Here is a 16,698-nt window from a genome sequence, read left to right as displayed (position 1 = left end):
TTGGTTATATTATCATCATGGCAGAAGGATGTCAATATCGTTTGACAGATAATCTTGACATCCTTCACCATTTTTTGATGATTTTTATAGAAATCTTAAGAGAAAGATTACTCTACAGGAACCATATCGTCAGACGGCTGCACTTGAGAAACCGGCTTAACTTTACGGTAGTTTGGCATTCCAGTTCCAGCAGGAACAAGTTTACCGATGATGACATTCTCTTTCAAGCCAAGCAGTTCATCACGTTTTCCTTTGATCGCCGCATCTGTTAGGACACGAGTCGTTTCTTGGAAGGATGCTGCAGACAAGAATGAGTCTGTTTCAAGCGATGCTTTTGTAATACCAAGAAGAACTGGACGGCCTGTTGCAGGACGTTTGCCTTCGAATAGTACTTTTTTGTTCGCTTCTGTGAATTGGTGTACATCAAGAAGTGTGCCTGGTAATACATCTGTATCCCCTGCATCAGCGACACGCACTTTACGAAGCATTTGGCGAACCATTACTTCTACGTGCTTATCTCCGATTTCTACCCCTTGCATACGGTATACTTTTTGTACTTCATGAAGCAGATATTCTTGAACAGCTGTCATGTCAGTCACTTTAAGAAGTTCTTTCGGATCGATTGAACCTTCTGTCAGTACTTGACCACGAGTGACTTTGTCACCTTCAACAACTTTCAGACGTGCATTGTAAGGAGCTGTGTAAGAGCGAGTTTCAACTTCGCCTTGAACCACAATTTCCTGTTGCTTGTCACGAACATCGTTAATTTCAGCAACGACACCATCAATTTCAGAAATGGTTGCCTGCCCTTTCGGATTACGCGCTTCAAATAACTCTTGGATACGAGGTAAACCTTGAGTGATATCGTCTCCTGCTACCCCACCGGTGTGGAACGTACGCATTGTAAGCTGTGTTCCTGGCTCACCGATCGATTGTGCAGCGATGATTCCAACTGCTTCACCGACTTCAACGTCAGTACCAGTTGCAAGGTTACGGCCGTAGCATCGTTTACATACACCATGAGGCGTGTTACATGTAAATGCAGAACGGATCCATACTTCCTCGATTCCTGCTTCAACTACTTCAAGTGCTTTATCTTCATCAATTAGTTCGTTTTCGCCAACAATGACTTCGCCCGTTTCAGGATGAACAATTGGTTTTCTTGCAAAACGTCCGATCAGACGTTCTTCAAGTTTCTCAATAATTTCATTTCCTTCTTTAATGGACTTCGCCAAGATTCCACGGTCTGTACCGCAATCTGTTTCACGGATGATAACATCCTGCGCAACGTCAACGAGACGACGCGTGAGGTAACCAGAGTCAGCTGTTTTAAGAGCTGTATCGGCAAGACCTTTACGCGCTCCGTGAGTGGAAATAAAGTATTCCAATACGGTTAAACCTTCACGGAAACTAGATTTAATCGGAAGTTCAATGATACGTCCAGCCGGGTTGGCCATCAGACCACGCATACCAGCCAGCTGAGTGAAGTTAGATGCGTTACCACGCGCTCCAGAGTCACTCATCATGTAGATAGGGTTGACTTCATCAAGGGACTTCATCAGTTTACCTTGGATGACATCTTTAGAAGAACTCCAGATCGAAATGACTCTCTCGTAACGCTCTTCTTCAGTAATCAAACCACGTCTGAATTGCTTCATGACGTTATCTACTTTTGCTTGCGCTTCTTCGAGGATCTTCTGTTTATCATCTAATACGACGATATCAGACACCCCAACCGTAATACCCGCTTTAGTAGAGTATTTGAAACCAAGATTTTTCATGCGGTCAAGCATTTTAGATGTTTCAGTGATATGGAATCTCTTAAAGATTTCCGCAATGATTTTACCTAAAATACCTTTTTTGAACGGCGCATTGATTTCTTGTTTCTCGATCGCAGCTTTGACATCTTCACCTTTTTCAAGGAAGAAGCGGTCAGGCGTTTTTTCTTCAATATTGCTCTTTGTCGGCTCATTCATGTAAGGGAATGATTCCGGTAAGATTTCGTTAAAGATTAGTTTTCCAACTGTTGTAATCAACAATTTAGAACGCTGTTCATCAGTGAATGTCACATTCTTCAACGAGTTAGCTGCAACAGCTACACGTGTATGAAGATGCACATACCCATTTTGATAAGCTAGAAGGGCTTCGTTCGTATCTTTGAAGACCATACCTTCTCCGATAGCACCTTTACGCTCAAGTGTAAGGTAGTAGTTACCTAGCACCATATCCTGAGATGGCGTAACAACAGGTTTTCCATCTTTCGGGTTCAAAATGTTTTGAGCAGCAAGCATTAAGATACGAGCTTCAGCTTGAGCTTCAGCAGATAATGGTACGTGAACCGCCATTTGGTCACCATCAAAGTCAGCGTTGTAGGCAGTACATACAAGTGGATGCAGACGAATTGCGCGTCCTTCCACAAGTGTAGGTTCAAACGCTTGAATACCAAGTCTGTGAAGAGTTGGTGCACGGTTTAGTAAGACTGGATGCTCACGAATCACTGATTCTAAAACATCCCAAACTTCCGGCTGCACGCGCTCAATCTTACGTTTCGCGCTCTTAATGTTGTGAGCTAATCCTTTTTCAACAAGCTCCTTCATCACGAATGGTTTGAATAGTTCAAGAGCCATTTCTTTCGGAAGTCCACACTGATACATTTTCAAATGTGGTCCAACGACAATAACGGAACGTCCAGAATAGTCAACACGTTTACCAAGCAAGTTTTGACGGAAACGCCCTTGTTTCCCTTTCAGCATGTGAGAAAGAGATTTCAATGGTCTATTTCCTGGTCCTGTTACTGGTCGGCCTCTACGTCCATTATCAATCAAGGCATCGACAGCTTCTTGAAGCATACGCTTCTCGTTCTGAACGATGATGCTTGGCGCGCCAAGATCTAATAAACGTTTCAGACGATTGTTACGGTTGATGACACGACGATAAAGGTCGTTCAAGTCAGAAGTAGCAAAACGTCCGCCATCAAGCTGAACCATCGGACGTAATTCTGGTGGAATAACCGGAAGTACATCAAGGATCATCCAAGACGGTTTGTTTCCTGAGTTACGGAAAGCTTCCAACACTTCAAGGCGTTTGATCGCACGTGTACGACGCTGTCCTTGAGCTGTTTTTAGCTCTTCTTTGAGTGTATCTACTTCTTTCACAAGATCGATATCTTGAAGAAGTTTGTTAATTGCTTCTGCACCCATAGCTGCTTGGAAGGTGTTACCGTATTTATCTAAATAAGCACGGAATTCTTTCTCAGAAAGAAGTTGTTTCTTCTCAAGCGGTGTGTTGCCCGGATCAGTCACGACGTAAGAAGCGAAGTAAATCACTTCTTCTAACGCACGTGGTGACATATCTAGAACAAGACCCATACGGCTTGGGATACCTTTGAAATACCAAATGTGGGAAACTGGGGCAGCCAGTTCGATATGCCCCATTCTCTCACGACGGACTTTTGCCCGTGTTACTTCTACACCACAACGGTCACATACAACACCCTTATAACGAACGCGTTTATACTTTCCACAATGACATTCCCAGTCTTTTTGCGGTCCGAAGATACGTTCACAAAAGAGACCATCTTTTTCCGGTTTCAGTGTACGATAGTTAATCGTTTCAGGCTTTTTCACTTCACCAAAAGACCAAGAACGGATTTTATCAGGTGATGCGAGACCGATGTTCATATACTCAAAATTGTTCACATCTAGCAAGGGGCCTACCTCCCTTTTAATCTTCGGGTTATACCCTAGTCACTTGCTCTAATCGTTTCTGCTATTCTTTTGTGACTGCGTCACGTTCAAGATCGACAGGTGCGAGGTCTGCAGCATCTTCGTCATTAGATAACGCTAATCCGTCTGCTTTCTTCGTTTCCTCATCGTCTTCTAAATCTCTCATTTCTATCTCTTCTTCATCGCCAGATAGGATTTTCACATCCATACCTAAACTTTGAAGTTCTTTAATTAATACTTTGAATGATTCAGGGACACCTGGTTCAGGTACGTTATCCCCTTTGACGATCGCTTCGTATGTTTTCACACGACCCACAACGTCATCCGATTTTACAGTTAAGATTTCTTGAAGTGTATATGCTGCACCGTAAGCTTCAAGTGCCCATACTTCCATCTCTCCGAAACGCTGTCCACCAAACTGTGCTTTACCGCCCAGTGGCTGCTGCGTAACAAGTGAGTATGGTCCAGTTGAACGAGCGTGAAGTTTATCGTCAACCATGTGAGCCAGTTTGATCATGTACATGATTCCGACTGATACACGGTTATCGAATGGTTCACCAGTTCGACCGTCATAAAGGACTGTTTTCGCATCACGGGACATACCTGCTTCTTCAAGCGTTTCCCAAACATCTTCCTCACGAGCACCATCAAATACTGGTGACGCAATGTGGATGCCTAGGTAACGTGCAGCCATACCCATATGAAGCTCAAGTACCTGACCGATATTCATACGAGATGGTACCCCTAGAGGGTTTAACATGATATCAATCGGTGTTCCATCTGGAAGATACGGCATATCTTCTTCTGGAAGAATCTTAGAGATAACACCTTTGTTACCATGTCGTCCGGCCATTTTGTCACCTTCAGAAATTTTACGCTTCTGAACGATGTATACACGGACTAACTGGTTAACACCTGGTGGTAATTCATCTCCATCTTCACGGTTAAAGACTTTGACATCGTGGATGATTCCGCCGCCGCCGTGTGGTACACGTAGAGACGTATCACGTACTTCACGAGCCTTTTCACCGAAGATTGCATGTAATAGACGTTCTTCAGCTGTTAGTTCTGTTACACCTTTAGGCGTTACTTTCCCGACAAGAAGATCTCCGTCTTTTACTTCTGCACCAATACGGATGATTCCACGCTCGTCAAGGTTGCGTAAAGCATCTTCCCCAACGTTTGGAATATCACGCGTAATTTCTTCTGGTCCAAGCTTTGTATCACGAGCTTCTGATTCATATTCTTCAATATGAATAGAAGTGTAGACGTCATCTTTTACAAGGCGCTCACTCATAATGATCGCATCCTCATAGTTGTAACCGTCCCAAGTCATGAAGCCGACCATGACGTTACGTCCTAGAGCCAATTCACCTTTTTCCATAGAAGGACCGTCTGCAAGGATTTCTCCTTTGACGACTTCATCTCCAACACTTACAATTGGGCGCTGGTTGTAGCAAGTCCCTTGGTTAGAGCGGACAAATTTCAGCAAGCTGTATTTGTCTAGGTTTCCTTTGACTTGTTGTCCGTCAACGTCTTCATAACGGCGAACCCAAATATTCTTCGCTTCAACACGTTCTACAACACCTGGGTAACGACAGATCACAGCAGCACCAGAGTCTTTACCTGATACATACTCCATACCTGTACCAACAATCGGTGATTCCGGCTGCATCAAAGGCACAGCCTGACGTTGCATGTTCGCTCCCATTAGAGCACGGTTAGAGTCATCGTTTTCTAAGAATGGGATACATGCTGTCGCTGCAGAAACAACCTGCTTCGGCGAAACGTCCATGTAGTCAACGCGGTTTCGAGGAACAACGGTGTTTTCCCCTCTGAAACGAGCGATAATGTTATCATCGATAAACGAACCATCATCAGCTAGCTGAGCGTTCGCTTGTGCTACAACGTAGTTATCCTCTTCATCAGCGGTTAAGTAATCAATTCTCGGCGTCACTTTACCTGTTTCAGGATCAACCCGACGGTAAGGTGTTTCGATAAATCCGAAGCGGTTCACTTTCGCAAATGAAGATAGAGAGTTGATCAAACCAATGTTTGGACCCTCTGGTGTTTCAATCGGACACATACGACCATAGTGAGAATAGTGAACGTCACGAACTTCCATTCCCGCACGCTCACGTGTCAAACCACCCGGTCCAAGCGCTGATAGACGACGTTTGTGTGTCAATTCAGCAAGCGGGTTTGTTTGATCCATGAACTGAGAAAGCTGAGAGCTACCAAAGAACTCTTTGATAGAAGCGATCACAGGACGGATGTTGATCAGCTGCTGAGGTGTGATCGTGTTCGTGTCTTGAATCGACATTCTTTCACGAACCACACGCTCCATTCTGCTTAAACCAATACGGAATTGGTTTTGCAGAAGTTCACCTACAGAACGCAGACGACGGTTACCAAGGTGATCGATATCATCTGTGTCACCTACTCCATGAAGCAGGTTAAAGAAGTAACTGATTGAAGCAATGATGTCAGAAGGCGTGATGTTCTTCACAGCTTCCTCTACATATGCATTACCAATCACGTTAATCACTTGCTCGCCTTCTTGATCAGTTGGTGCATAAATCTTGATAGATTGAAGTTCTACTTCATCCTCTACTACGCCACCATTTGGATAAAGCTTTCTAAATCCGATGCCGTTTTCTAAGTATGGAAGAACTTTATCAAGCACTCTTCTATCTAAAATTTGACCTTTTTCTGCTAGGATTTCACCTGTTTCAGGATCAACTAGCGTTTCAGCCAATTTTTGATTGAATAGTCTATTTTTAATATGAAGCTTCTTATTAATCTTGTAGCGTCCAACATTTGCTAAGTCATATCTCTTCGGATCAAAGAAGCGAGAGTCTAGCAAGCTTTTCGCATTTTCAACAGTTGGCGGCTCTCCGGGACGAAGACGCTCGTAGATTTCGAGAAGTGCTTTATCGGCATTCTCTGTATTGTCCTTTTCCAACGTGTTGCGTAAGTATTCATTCTCGCCAATGAGGTCAAGAATCTCTTGATCAGAGCTGAAGCCGAGAGCACGCAAAAGAACCGTAACCGGCAACTTACGTGTGCGATCGATGCGTACATAGACTACATCCTTCGCATCAGTTTCGTATTCTAACCATGCGCCACGGTTTGGAATGACAGTCGCAGTAAAACCTTTTTTACCGTTTTTGTCTACTTTACCACTGAAATATACACTTGGAGAACGTACTAACTGAGAAACGATTACACGTTCCGCACCATTAATGATAAAAGTACCTGTGTCTGTCATGATTGGGAAATCACCCATAAACACATCTTGGTCTTTTACTTCTCCAGTTTCTTTGTTAATTAAACGAACTTTTACTCTTAGTGGAGCAGAGTAAGTTACATCACGTTCTTTTGATTCTGCTACAGGATACTTAGGATCCCCTAGGCTGTAATCAATGAATTCAAGAGAAAGGTTACCAGTAAAATCCTCAATTGGGGATATATCTTGAAACATCTCTCTAAGACCCTCATCAAGAAACCACTGATAAGAAGAGGTTTGAATTTCAATGAGATTTGGTAATTCTAACACTTCGCTTATGCGTGCGTAGCTTCTGCGCTGGCGGTGTCGTCCATACTGAACTAGTTGACCTGTCAACTGATTCACCCCTCAAATCATGCGTATTATATGTGTAAAAAGTATTTCTGTCTTTCAAATGTCAGTAAAGAAATACTTTTACAAGACAAAAGAAAAAAGGGTTTCTAAAATAAGAAAACCACATCCAAAAACAAATACCGATTTTATTAGTTTTCCCAAGTATGCATAATTTATACAAAATAGTTGTTTTTTAAGCCTATCAAGCAAAATATACACATTGGCATTTTATAATGTTAACACAGCTAGGAAACTGCGTCAAACTTTTTTAGCTTTGATAATATAGTAGCCCTTTTTTTTCATAACGACCGTCACTTCTCCAAAAAGCTGCTCTAATTTCTCAATCGCAGATGGTCCACCTTGTTTTTTCTGAATAACCACCCACAACTCACCTTCCGGCAATAAATGATCAACACTTTTTTCAAAGATCGCATGTACTACTTTCTTCCCTGCCCGTATTGGGGGATTGGTCAGTATAGAGGCAAAAGCAGCTGATGAATGAACATTCGAGAACAAATCACTTTGATAGATGCGGACATTATCAATGCGATTATGCTTAGCGTTTTCCTTTGAAAGTTCGACTGCTCTTTCGTTCACATCAATCATATGAATGGTGCGGCCTGTCATTTCGTTTGCTAACGATAAGCCGATCGGTCCATAACCGCAACCGACATCTAAGACGTCGCCATCCAAGTCAGGTTCTTCAAAAGCTTCAATTAAAAGCCTCGAACCATAGTCGACTTCTTTCTTAGAAAACACTCCACTGTCACTTGTAAAAGTAAAGCTACGGTTTCTCAAGGTGAAGTCCCACGTCTGTTTATTGCTTTTCACTGATGGCTTTTCCGTATAATAGTGGTCACTCATGGTGAATGGACCTCCTCTGGATTCAATCGTTTCAGGAGATAAGAAAAGAAAAAGCCCGCCAGTAAAAGCGAGCTTTCCCAAAAGATTAGGCGAAGATTACTTAACTTCTACAGAAGCGCCAACTTCTTCAAGCTTAGCTTTAAGTTCTTCAGCTTCTTCTTTAGCAATACCTTCTTTAAGTGGTTTTGGAGTGTTGTCAACAAGTTCTTTAGCTTCTTTCAAGCCAAGACCAGTGATTTCACGAACCACTTTGATAACTTTGATTTTTTGGTCTCCAGCACCAGCAAGTACTAGATCAAAATCAGTTTTTTCTTCAGCAGCAGCACCGCCACCAGCAGCTACAGCTACAGGAGCAGCAGCAGTTACGCCAAATTCTTCTTCGATTGCTTTTACTAAGTCGTTTAACTCAAGTACAGTTGCTTCTTTAACTGAAGCAATGATTTCTTCGATATTTAAAGCCATTTGTAATTCCTCCATTTTAAGTTTTTTTACGTCAAGTACGCATTAAGCGCCTTGTTCTTCTTTTTGATCTGCAACTGCTTTAGTAGCAAGAGCAAGGTTACGAACTGGAGCTTGAAGAACGCTAAGCAACATAGAAAGTAAGCCTTCGCGAGACGGAAGTTCCGCAAGAGCCTTCACTTCTTCTACAGTCGCTACGTTTCCTTCGATAACACCAGCTTTGATTTCTAAAGCTTCGTGGCTTTTCGCAAATTCGTTGATGATTTTCGCAGGTGCGATAACATCTTCGTTACTGAATGCGATAGCGTTTGGACCTGTTAAGAAATCGTTTAAACCCGTTAGTTCAACTTGTTCAACTGCACGGCGAGTCAAAGTATTTTTGTAAACTTTGAATTCTACGCCAGCATCACGAAGCTGTTTACGAAGTTCAGTCACTTCAGAAACTGAAAGACCGCGGTAATCTACGATTACAGTAGACATACTGTCTTTAAATTTAGAAGTAATTTCATCAACGACAACTTTTTTAGTATCGATTGCATTGCTCATGGTTACACCTCCTGTACAATTCTTTGTGTAACACTTATACCGATCAGGCCATCACGTTCCTAACGAACGGTTCTCCATATAAAAAGCCTCCATTAAGACATGGAGGCTGTATATACAAGCATACGTTAACGTAAGACTGTGACATATACACCTCGGCGGGTTAATTAAGCCATAAGGCCCCTGCTGTCTACGGTATAAATGATTATTCTATTTTACAACATTTTGATATTATCAAAACGATTGTGATAAGTCAAGAATTATTTTGCAGAGAAAGAAGATGGATCCACTTTCACGCCAGGGCCCATAGTAGATGTAACAGAAACGTTTTTCACGTATACACCTTTAGCCGCTGCAGGTTTTGCTTTAAGGATTGTGTCATAGATTGTTGCAAAGTTCTCAACAAGCTTTTCGTCCTCGAAAGAAACCTTTCCGATTGGCGCGTGGATGTTACCAGCTTTATCAACGCGGTATTCTACTTTACCAGCTTTGATTTCATTGATTGCTTTTTCTACTTCGAAAGTTACAGTTCCTGTTTTAGGGTTTGGCATAAGGCCTTTTGGTCCAAGTACACGACCGATCTTACCAACTTCACCCATCATGTCAGGTGTCGCAACGATTACATCGAATTCGAACCAGCCTTGTTGGATTTTAGTGATGTAATCAGAATCTCCAACGTAGTCTGCTCCAGCAGCTTCTGCTTCTTTTGCTTTTTCGCCTTTAGCGAACACAAGAACGCGTTGAGTTTTACCAGTTCCGTTAGGAAGTACAACTGCACCGCGGATTTGTTGATCGTTTTTACGAGGGTCTACGCCCAAACGAAAAGCAACTTCTACAGTCGCATCAAATTTCGCTGTATTTGCTTTTTTTGTAAGAGAAACAGCTTCAGCAACATCATACGCTTTTGTACGATCGATCAGCTTAGCAGCTTCTACATACTTTTTACCTTTTTTAGCCATTATAAAAATCCTCCTTATGTGGTTTTAGCGGAATAACCTCCCACGAATAAGGGTTGCGAACTTGTCAAAACCAAACTCGCAACCCAACAAGACAAAAAATTAATCTTCGATGACAATACCCATACTGCGTGCAGTACCTTCAACCATGCGCATAGCTGATTCAACGCTAGCAGCGTTTAAGTCAGGCATTTTTGTTTCCGCGATTTCGCGTACTTTATCACGCTTAACAGTTGCCACTTTATTACGGTTAGGTTCACCAGAACCAGACTCAATACCAGCTGCTTTTTTAAGTAATACTGCAGCAGGTGGAGTTTTAGTAATAAATGTAAATGAACGGTCTTCAAAAACCGAAATTTCAACAGGAATGATAAGACCAGCTTGGTCAGCTGTACGAGCGTTAAACTCCTTACAGAATCCCATGATATTAACACCGGCTTGACCTAGTGCAGGTCCAACTGGTGGAGCTGGGTTAGCTTTTCCAGCAGGAATTTGCAATTTAACAACTTTTACTACTTTTTTAGCCACGAGACACACCTCCTTAAAGTCCGTGATGTGGTAATAGGGGAATCCCCCTCCCACTCAACAACTTCATTCTTTATATGAATGACGAAATAACTAGCTAGCGATCTTGAGCGAACTCAAGACGTACCTTTGCTATATTACCACTTCTATACACTCATTTCAAGCTCTTTTAAATTACAATTTATCGATCTGTGTGAACTCAAGTTCCACAGGAGTTTCTCTACCAAACATATTAACGAATACTTTGACTTTGCTTTTATCATAATCAATCTCTTCGATAGAGCCTGTGAAGTTAGCAAATGGTCCATCGATGACCTTGACTGTTTCTTTTAGTTCAAAGTCGATTTCTGTCTTGCGCTCTTCAAGTCCCATTCTCTTCAGAATGGTTTCCGCTTCGCCAGGTAATAACGCTGTCGGCTTAGAGCCTGATCCAGCTGATCCAACGAATCCTGTCACACCTGGTGTATTACGAACGACATACCAAGAATCGTCAGTCATGACGATTTCTACTAGCACATATCCAGGGAATACTTTCTTTTTCACTACTTTTTTCTTACCATTTTTAATGTCCGTTTCTTCTTCTTCTGGTACAACAACGCGGAAAATTTTATCCTGCATGCCCATTGATTCAACACGCTTTTCCAAGTTCGCTTTCACTTTGTTCTCATAGCCAGAGTACGTATGCACAACATACCAATTCTTTTCCATTTTCGTTCAGGACTATTTAGTCCTTCCCTCCCCACATTTCGTAATGTCTATTTGACGAATCTCGAGTACCGGTAAATATTTTCAAGCAATTGAAAAAACCCGTAAAACGGGTTTTTTGGCAAGTCATATTATGATCTATTATAGCACGTTCAGCAGACCATTATTCAAGTATTAATGAATTAATTCGATTAATTGTGAGATTCCTATATCAAGAAAAGAGAAAAAGATGGCAAAAAATACGACTGTTAAAATAACAGTGATCGTGTAGCGGACCATTTCGTTTTTCTTTGGCCAGCTGACCTTTTTCATTTCTTTCCCGACACTTTTTAAGAAACTGATAATACGCATGTAAAAGACCTCCACAGATTAAAGAACGCAAATCCTACTTCGTTTCTAAATGTGTTTTATGTGAATTACAAGTCTTGCAATATTTCTTAACTTCTAATCTTTCAGCTGCTGAAGCAACACTTTTCATTGTCGTATAATTGCGGCTTCCGCAGTCTTTACAGGCTAGAGTAATCTTTTTCCTCATATTTACACCTATTTTCTCGACATCATTTCCTTAGTACCTTATCACAGTGTCGAAAAAGCTGTCAATATAGGTTTGATTAGAGACTGATCTCGCGCAGCTCTAAATATTTCTCTAATTTTCTCTTTACTCTTTGGAGTGCGTTATCAATTGATTTCACATGACGGTTTAAATCTTCAGAAATCTCCTGATAGGACCTGCCATCAAGATAAAGCACAAGTACCTTTCTTTCCAGCTCGCTTAGTAATTCACCCATTTTCATTTCAATATCATCAAATTCTTCTTTGCTAATGATTAAATCTTCTGGGTTAAGCGCTTTAGCACCGGAAATGACGTCCAATAATGTTCTGTCCGATTCTTCATCGTATATCGGCTTGTCTAATGATACATAGGAATTTAACGGGATATGTTTTTGGCGAGTAGCTGTTTTAATTGCGGTGATAATTTGGCGGGTAATACATAATTCTGCAAAAGCCTTAAATGAAGTAAGCTTGTCCTCTCTGAAATCGCGGATAGACTTATAAAGTCCGATCATCCCCTCTTGGACAATGTCCTCTCGATCCGCTCCAATCAAGAAATAAGATCTTGCTTTCGCACGTACAAAATTGCGGTATTTCGTTATTAAATAATCTAGCGCATCACTATCTCCGACATGAACCCTTTCAATGACTTGTTCATCTTCCAACTGGCAAAATTGCTCTCTGATGGACTTACCCTTGCTGTTGTTTAGATTCACTTCGATCCCCCCGACCGCACCTAGATAGAAATATTATACAATAATGGTTGAAATATCGTCAAGCTATTCCAAGTTTCCCCGCCGCCATTTTTCAAACGTTTTCAATACATCTTCTGACAATTCAATTTTGGATGCTGGTTTATCAGAAGTAATCTTTTTGACACGTGTTTCAATCTTTCGTTCAATCACTTCTATCTCTCTTAAGAGCTCTCGTGCTGACTTACGAAGTGCACCCTGTCCAAAAATCGCCCATTGTTCTGTGTAATCAGAGGTCGCCACATGAATTTGCGTCCGAATGTTATTTAAGTCTTGTGCCAGTTTTTCAATCCGCTCATCAGCCGTTTCATTTTCTCTTGTAAAGATGACCTCTACTCGGTGGTTTGTCCGCTTCTTTTCGATTCCTTTGACCATATGGGCATCGAATACGACAATGACTCGATACCCTGTATATGCTTGATATTCTGCTAAATGTTGAATCAGCACGTCTCTGGCTTCTTCAAAGCTGTTTTCTTTTAAGTGCTGCAAACGAGGCCACGCACCTATCATGTTGTATCCATCGACTAAGAGGATGTCCATCTCTATTCTCCTAACGGATAACGTTTTCGATACACTTCATACATCAATAGACTAGCGGCAACTGATGCATTTAATGAAGTGACCTTCCCGGCCATTGGCAATTTAATCAAGAAATCACATTTTTCCTTAATCAATCGGCCAATTCCTTTTCCTTCACTGCCAATGACAAGAGCGAGAGGCATCGTGCCATCAAATTGTCTGTAGTCCTGCTTCGCAGATGCATCTGTTCCTGCGACCCAGATTCCTCTTTCTTTCATTTCATCAAGAGCTCTGGAAAGATTGGTTACTTTTGCGACCGGGATATGTTCAATGGCTCCAGTAGATGCTTTCGCAACAGTTGTCGTCAAGCCTACCGCTCGTCGTTTTGGAATGACGATTCCATGTGCACCAACAGCATCGGCCGTACGCATGATCGACCCTAAATTGTGCGGATCTTCAATTTCATCTAAGATGATGAAAAATGGTTGTTCATTCCGCTTTTCAGCAATTTGATACAGATCGTCCAATTCTGCATATTCATATGCTGCTACTTGTGCAACGATTCCCTGGTGCTGACCTGTTACCATCTGATCAAGCTTTTTCCTCGGAACATACTGAATGGTGATATTTTGCTTTTTCGCGAGTTCAATGACCTGCTGGGCTTGTCCTTTTACAGTGTTTTCCGCCATCCAGAGCTTGTATAACTCCCGATCTGACTTCAGTGTTTCAATCACTGCATTTTTCCCAATCACATAATCATGTTGCTGACTCATTTGTCTTCCTCCCTGACGTTCCGATTTCAATCGCCTGACTAATCAACTCTTCTAAGCGTTCGTCCTGCTTCTCAATAAATAAATAACCCATGAGCGCTTCAAACGCTGTACTATAACGATACGTTTGAACGTCTGTGTTTTTAGGCACTGTGCCTGATTTTGCATTTCTTCCTCTTTTCAGCACCGCTTCTTCCGCTTCTGTGAAAAAGCCCTTCTGCTGAAGCTCAAATAAAATAGCGGCCTGAGATTTAGCTGAAACGATCTTACTTGCACGTTTATGAAGCTCATTTGGTTTGGTCGCCCCCGTTTGGAGGAGGTGATGCCTCACGTATACTTCAAAAATGGCATCACCCATATAAGCAAGAGCAAGTCCGTTCAACTGTTTTCCGTCTTTCAGCTTTTCAAAATTCAACATGACCTATTCTCCTCTTTTCCAGCGCGTACCTTGAGGAGTGTCCTCCAATACAATATTCATGCTCTTTAACTGGTCACGAATTTGATCAGACAATGCGAAGTCACGATTCCTTCTAGCTTCATTCCGCTTCTCAATTAATGCTTCTACTTCTTCGTCAAGCGTGTGCTTTTCTTCTAGTGAGAAGCCGAGGACGGATGTGATTTCTTGGAACAAGCCAATAAATGCCTTGATCACTTCCTCAGAAGTATGATCATTTTCCATATAGTAATTCGCTTGTTTCGCTAGTTCAAATAAAACAGAGATGGCATTTGCCGTATTGAAGTCATCATTCATTTCAGAAATAAATGTCGCACGCTGCTCTTCAATCTTTGTCAACCATTCAGTGTTATCCTCTGTTATATTGGTACTGCTCTCAAGACGATGATGTAGATTTGAATAAGATGTTTTGAGTCTGTTAAATGCACTCTTTGTGCTTTCCAATAAGTCAATGGAGTAATTGATTGGATGACGATAGTGAACCGACAGCATAAAGAAACGAAGCACATCTGGATCTTGTTCTTTAATAATGTCATGTACGAGCACAAAGTTCCCAAGTGATTTTGACATTTTTTCATTCTCAATATTAATATACCCGTTATGCATCCAATACTTCGCAAAAGGTTTTCCTGTCAAAGCCTCAGATTGAGCGATCTCATTCTCGTGATGAGGGAACGTTAAATCCTGTCCGCCAGCATGAATATCGATCGTATCACCTAAATATTTTTTAACCATGGCTGAGCATTCGATATGCCAGCCTGGGCGTCCTTCGCCCCACGGGCTATCCCATGAGATTTCTTGGTCCTTTGCAGCCTTCCATAAAGCAAAGTCCAGCGCATCTCGTTTCTTCTCACCTACACGAATACGAGCACCTGTCTTTAATTCATCAATCGATTGGTGAGACAGTTTTCCGTAGCCTTCAAATGAGCGTGTGCTGTAATACACGTCACCATCTGCTTCATAGGCGTAGCCTTTTTCAATCAATGTGGCGATAAACGCAATGATATCATCCATATTTTCTGTCACTCGCGGGTGAAGGTCTGCTTTTTTGCAGCCTAATGCACTGACGTCCTCAAAGTATGCTTGGATAAATCGATCAGCAATCGTTGGGACATCTTCGCCTAATTCATTTGCTGCTTTGATGAGTTTATCATCCACATCAGTAAAGTTGGATACGAAATTCACATCATAGCCGCTATATTCTAAATACTTACGTACCGTGTCATATACAATGGCAGGTCTTGCATTCCCGATATGAATGTAGTTATACACGGTTGGTCCGCATACATACATTTTCACCTTTCCTGGTTCAAGTGGGACAAACTCTTCTTTTTTACGTGTCAATGTATTATAAATATTGATTGTCATGATTGTTCTTCCTTTCTGCTCAATGAAGCCAGCTCACGTTTTAGCTTTTCCATTTCTCGCTCCAATTCTTTGAAACGATCAGAAACTGGATCTGGCAAATCTTGATGATTGAGATCACGATTGATTTTCTTTCCATTTTGAACGACCACTCGCCCAGGTATACCTACAACAGTGGAATGGTCTGGTACGTCTTTTAACACAACAGACCCCGCACCAATCTTGGACCCTTTTCCTACGGTAATGGAACCGAGCACCTTAGCACCAGTCGCAATCAGGGCATCGTCCAAAATAGTTGGATGCCGCTTTCCCTTTTCTTTCCCTGTTCCCCCTAATGTCACGCCTTGGAAAACAGTGACGTTATCGCCAATTTCACATGTTTCCCCAATCACGACGCCCATGCCGTGATCAATAAAGAACCGCCGGCCGATGGTTGCTGCTGGGTGAATCTCAACCCCTGTGAAAAACCGGCTGACCTGAGAAATGATCCGCGCAAGAAAATACAGCTTACGCTTGTAAAATGCATGCGCAACACGATGAGCCCAAATTGCATGAAGCCCTGAATAGGTTAGCACTACTTCAAGATAGCTTCTAGCAGCAGGATCTTGATCAAACACAGTATCAATATCTTCTTTCAGCATTTTGAAAAACACATGCTCCCCCCGTTCTTCCCCATCAATCTCTCTTAGGACTTGCTCTCTTTTTTGGACAAATAAAAAACGCCTCTGCCATATGACAGAGACGTTTTGAAAACGCGGTTCCACTCTGTTTAGAAAGCCCTCGTTTCGCAGCCTTCTCAACTTCATCCCATAACGGAGGGTACCGCCCTTGCATACTAACATACGTGTTCCTCAAGGGTCTTGAGGGTGCATTTCCAACGTCTGCCC

16 protein-coding genes and 2 other annotated features (1 of these 18 only partly in view) are annotated in these 16,698 nt (G+C 42.0%); all 16 genes read right to left on the bottom strand.

What is annotated here, in order from left to right; translation table 11 throughout:
- Nucleotides 1-107: 107 nt before the first annotated feature.
- A complete protein-coding gene (gene rpoC / locus NSQ17_RS00695) occupies nucleotides 108-3,707 on the bottom strand; it encodes a DNA-directed RNA polymerase subunit beta' (RefSeq protein ID WP_007496298.1) in 3,600 nt (1,199 codons plus the stop codon).
- Nucleotides 3,708-3,768: 61 nt separating this feature from the next.
- Nucleotides 3,769-7,350 carry a DNA-directed RNA polymerase subunit beta gene (gene rpoB, locus NSQ17_RS00690; protein WP_024425866.1) on the bottom strand — a complete coding sequence of 1,194 codons (3,582 nt, stop codon included), beginning with the start codon at nucleotides 7,348-7,350 and terminating at the stop codon, nucleotides 3,769-3,771.
- Nucleotides 7,351-7,605: 255 nt separating this feature from the next.
- Nucleotides 7,606-8,211, bottom strand: a complete 606-nt coding sequence (locus NSQ17_RS00685; RefSeq protein ID WP_135010469.1) for a class I SAM-dependent methyltransferase — start codon at nucleotides 8,209-8,211, stop codon at nucleotides 7,606-7,608.
- A 96-nt stretch (nucleotides 8,212-8,307) separates the two neighbouring features.
- The gene (gene rplL, locus NSQ17_RS00680; protein ID WP_008345418.1) at nucleotides 8,308-8,673 is read right to left on the bottom strand and encodes a 50S ribosomal protein L7/L12; all 366 of its coding nucleotides are present in this window, start codon (nucleotides 8,671-8,673) and stop codon (nucleotides 8,308-8,310) included.
- A 42-nt stretch (nucleotides 8,674-8,715) separates the two neighbouring features.
- Nucleotides 8,716-9,216, bottom strand: a complete 501-nt coding sequence (gene rplJ / locus NSQ17_RS00675) for a 50S ribosomal protein L10 (RefSeq protein ID WP_003217048.1) — start codon at nucleotides 9,214-9,216, stop codon at nucleotides 8,716-8,718.
- A 70-nt stretch (nucleotides 9,217-9,286) separates the two neighbouring features.
- Nucleotides 9,287-9,427: a sequence feature (ribosomal protein L10 leader region), on the bottom strand.
- A gap of 46 nt (nucleotides 9,428-9,473) precedes the next feature.
- The gene (rplA, locus tag NSQ17_RS00670) at nucleotides 9,474-10,172 is read right to left on the bottom strand and encodes a 50S ribosomal protein L1 (protein WP_017359164.1); all 699 of its coding nucleotides are present in this window, start codon (nucleotides 10,170-10,172) and stop codon (nucleotides 9,474-9,476) included.
- A 99-nt stretch (nucleotides 10,173-10,271) separates the two neighbouring features.
- Nucleotides 10,272-10,697 carry a 50S ribosomal protein L11 gene (rplK, locus tag NSQ17_RS00665; protein WP_003216956.1) on the bottom strand — a complete coding sequence of 142 codons (426 nt, stop codon included), beginning with the start codon at nucleotides 10,695-10,697 and terminating at the stop codon, nucleotides 10,272-10,274.
- A gap of 171 nt (nucleotides 10,698-10,868) precedes the next feature.
- The gene (nusG, locus tag NSQ17_RS00660) at nucleotides 10,869-11,402 is read right to left on the bottom strand and encodes a transcription termination/antitermination protein NusG (RefSeq protein ID WP_003217197.1); all 534 of its coding nucleotides are present in this window, start codon (nucleotides 11,400-11,402) and stop codon (nucleotides 10,869-10,871) included.
- 171 nt (nucleotides 11,403-11,573) lie between these two features.
- Nucleotides 11,574-11,750: a preprotein translocase subunit SecE gene (gene secE, locus NSQ17_RS00655; protein WP_008345422.1), complete on the bottom strand. Its 177-nt coding sequence runs from the start codon at nucleotides 11,748-11,750 to the stop codon at nucleotides 11,574-11,576.
- A gap of 34 nt (nucleotides 11,751-11,784) precedes the next feature.
- Nucleotides 11,785-11,934, bottom strand: coding sequence for a 50S ribosomal protein L33 (gene rpmG / locus NSQ17_RS00650; RefSeq protein ID WP_008356502.1), 150 nt, complete (start codon nucleotides 11,932-11,934; stop codon nucleotides 11,785-11,787).
- 76 nt (nucleotides 11,935-12,010) lie between these two features.
- On the bottom strand, nucleotides 12,011-12,667 hold the full coding sequence (gene sigH / locus NSQ17_RS00645) for an RNA polymerase sporulation sigma factor SigH (protein WP_008345424.1): 657 nt from the start codon (nucleotides 12,665-12,667) through the stop codon (nucleotides 12,011-12,013).
- Between the two features lie 63 nt (nucleotides 12,668-12,730).
- On the bottom strand, nucleotides 12,731-13,243 hold the full coding sequence (gene rae1 / locus NSQ17_RS00640; protein WP_007496285.1) for a ribosome-dependent mRNA decay endonuclease Rae1/YacP: 513 nt from the start codon (nucleotides 13,241-13,243) through the stop codon (nucleotides 12,731-12,733).
- 2 nt (nucleotides 13,244-13,245) lie between these two features.
- Nucleotides 13,246-13,995, bottom strand: a complete 750-nt coding sequence (gene rlmB / locus NSQ17_RS00635; protein WP_017359163.1) for a 23S rRNA (guanosine(2251)-2'-O)-methyltransferase RlmB — start codon at nucleotides 13,993-13,995, stop codon at nucleotides 13,246-13,248.
- Nucleotides 13,979-14,410 (bottom strand): Mini-ribonuclease 3, encoded by a 432-nt coding sequence (locus tag NSQ17_RS00630; protein ID WP_008345428.1) that lies wholly within the window; start codon nucleotides 14,408-14,410, stop codon nucleotides 13,979-13,981. The genes rlmB and NSQ17_RS00630 overlap by 17 nt, the downstream gene beginning before the upstream one ends.
- 3 nt (nucleotides 14,411-14,413) lie before the next feature.
- Nucleotides 14,414-15,814 carry a cysteine--tRNA ligase gene (gene cysS / locus NSQ17_RS00625; protein WP_251211266.1) on the bottom strand — a complete coding sequence of 467 codons (1,401 nt, stop codon included), beginning with the start codon at nucleotides 15,812-15,814 and terminating at the stop codon, nucleotides 14,414-14,416.
- On the bottom strand, nucleotides 15,811-16,464 hold the full coding sequence (cysE, locus tag NSQ17_RS00620; RefSeq protein WP_017366453.1) for a serine O-acetyltransferase: 654 nt from the start codon (nucleotides 16,462-16,464) through the stop codon (nucleotides 15,811-15,813). Before cysE ends, cysS begins: the two co-directional genes overlap by 4 nt.
- Nucleotides 16,465-16,545: 81 nt before the next feature.
- Nucleotides 16,546-16,698: a binding site (T-box leader), on the bottom strand; it runs 77 nt beyond the window's last position.

The organism is Bacillus sp. FSL W8-0629 (assembly GCF_038593225.1).
In the GTDB taxonomy this organism is placed as follows: Bacteria; Bacillota; Bacilli; order Bacillales; family Bacillaceae; genus Bacillus; species Bacillus altitudinis.
Note: the sequence above shows the minus strand (reverse complement) of the source record. Positions and strands in the feature narration are given on the sequence as shown.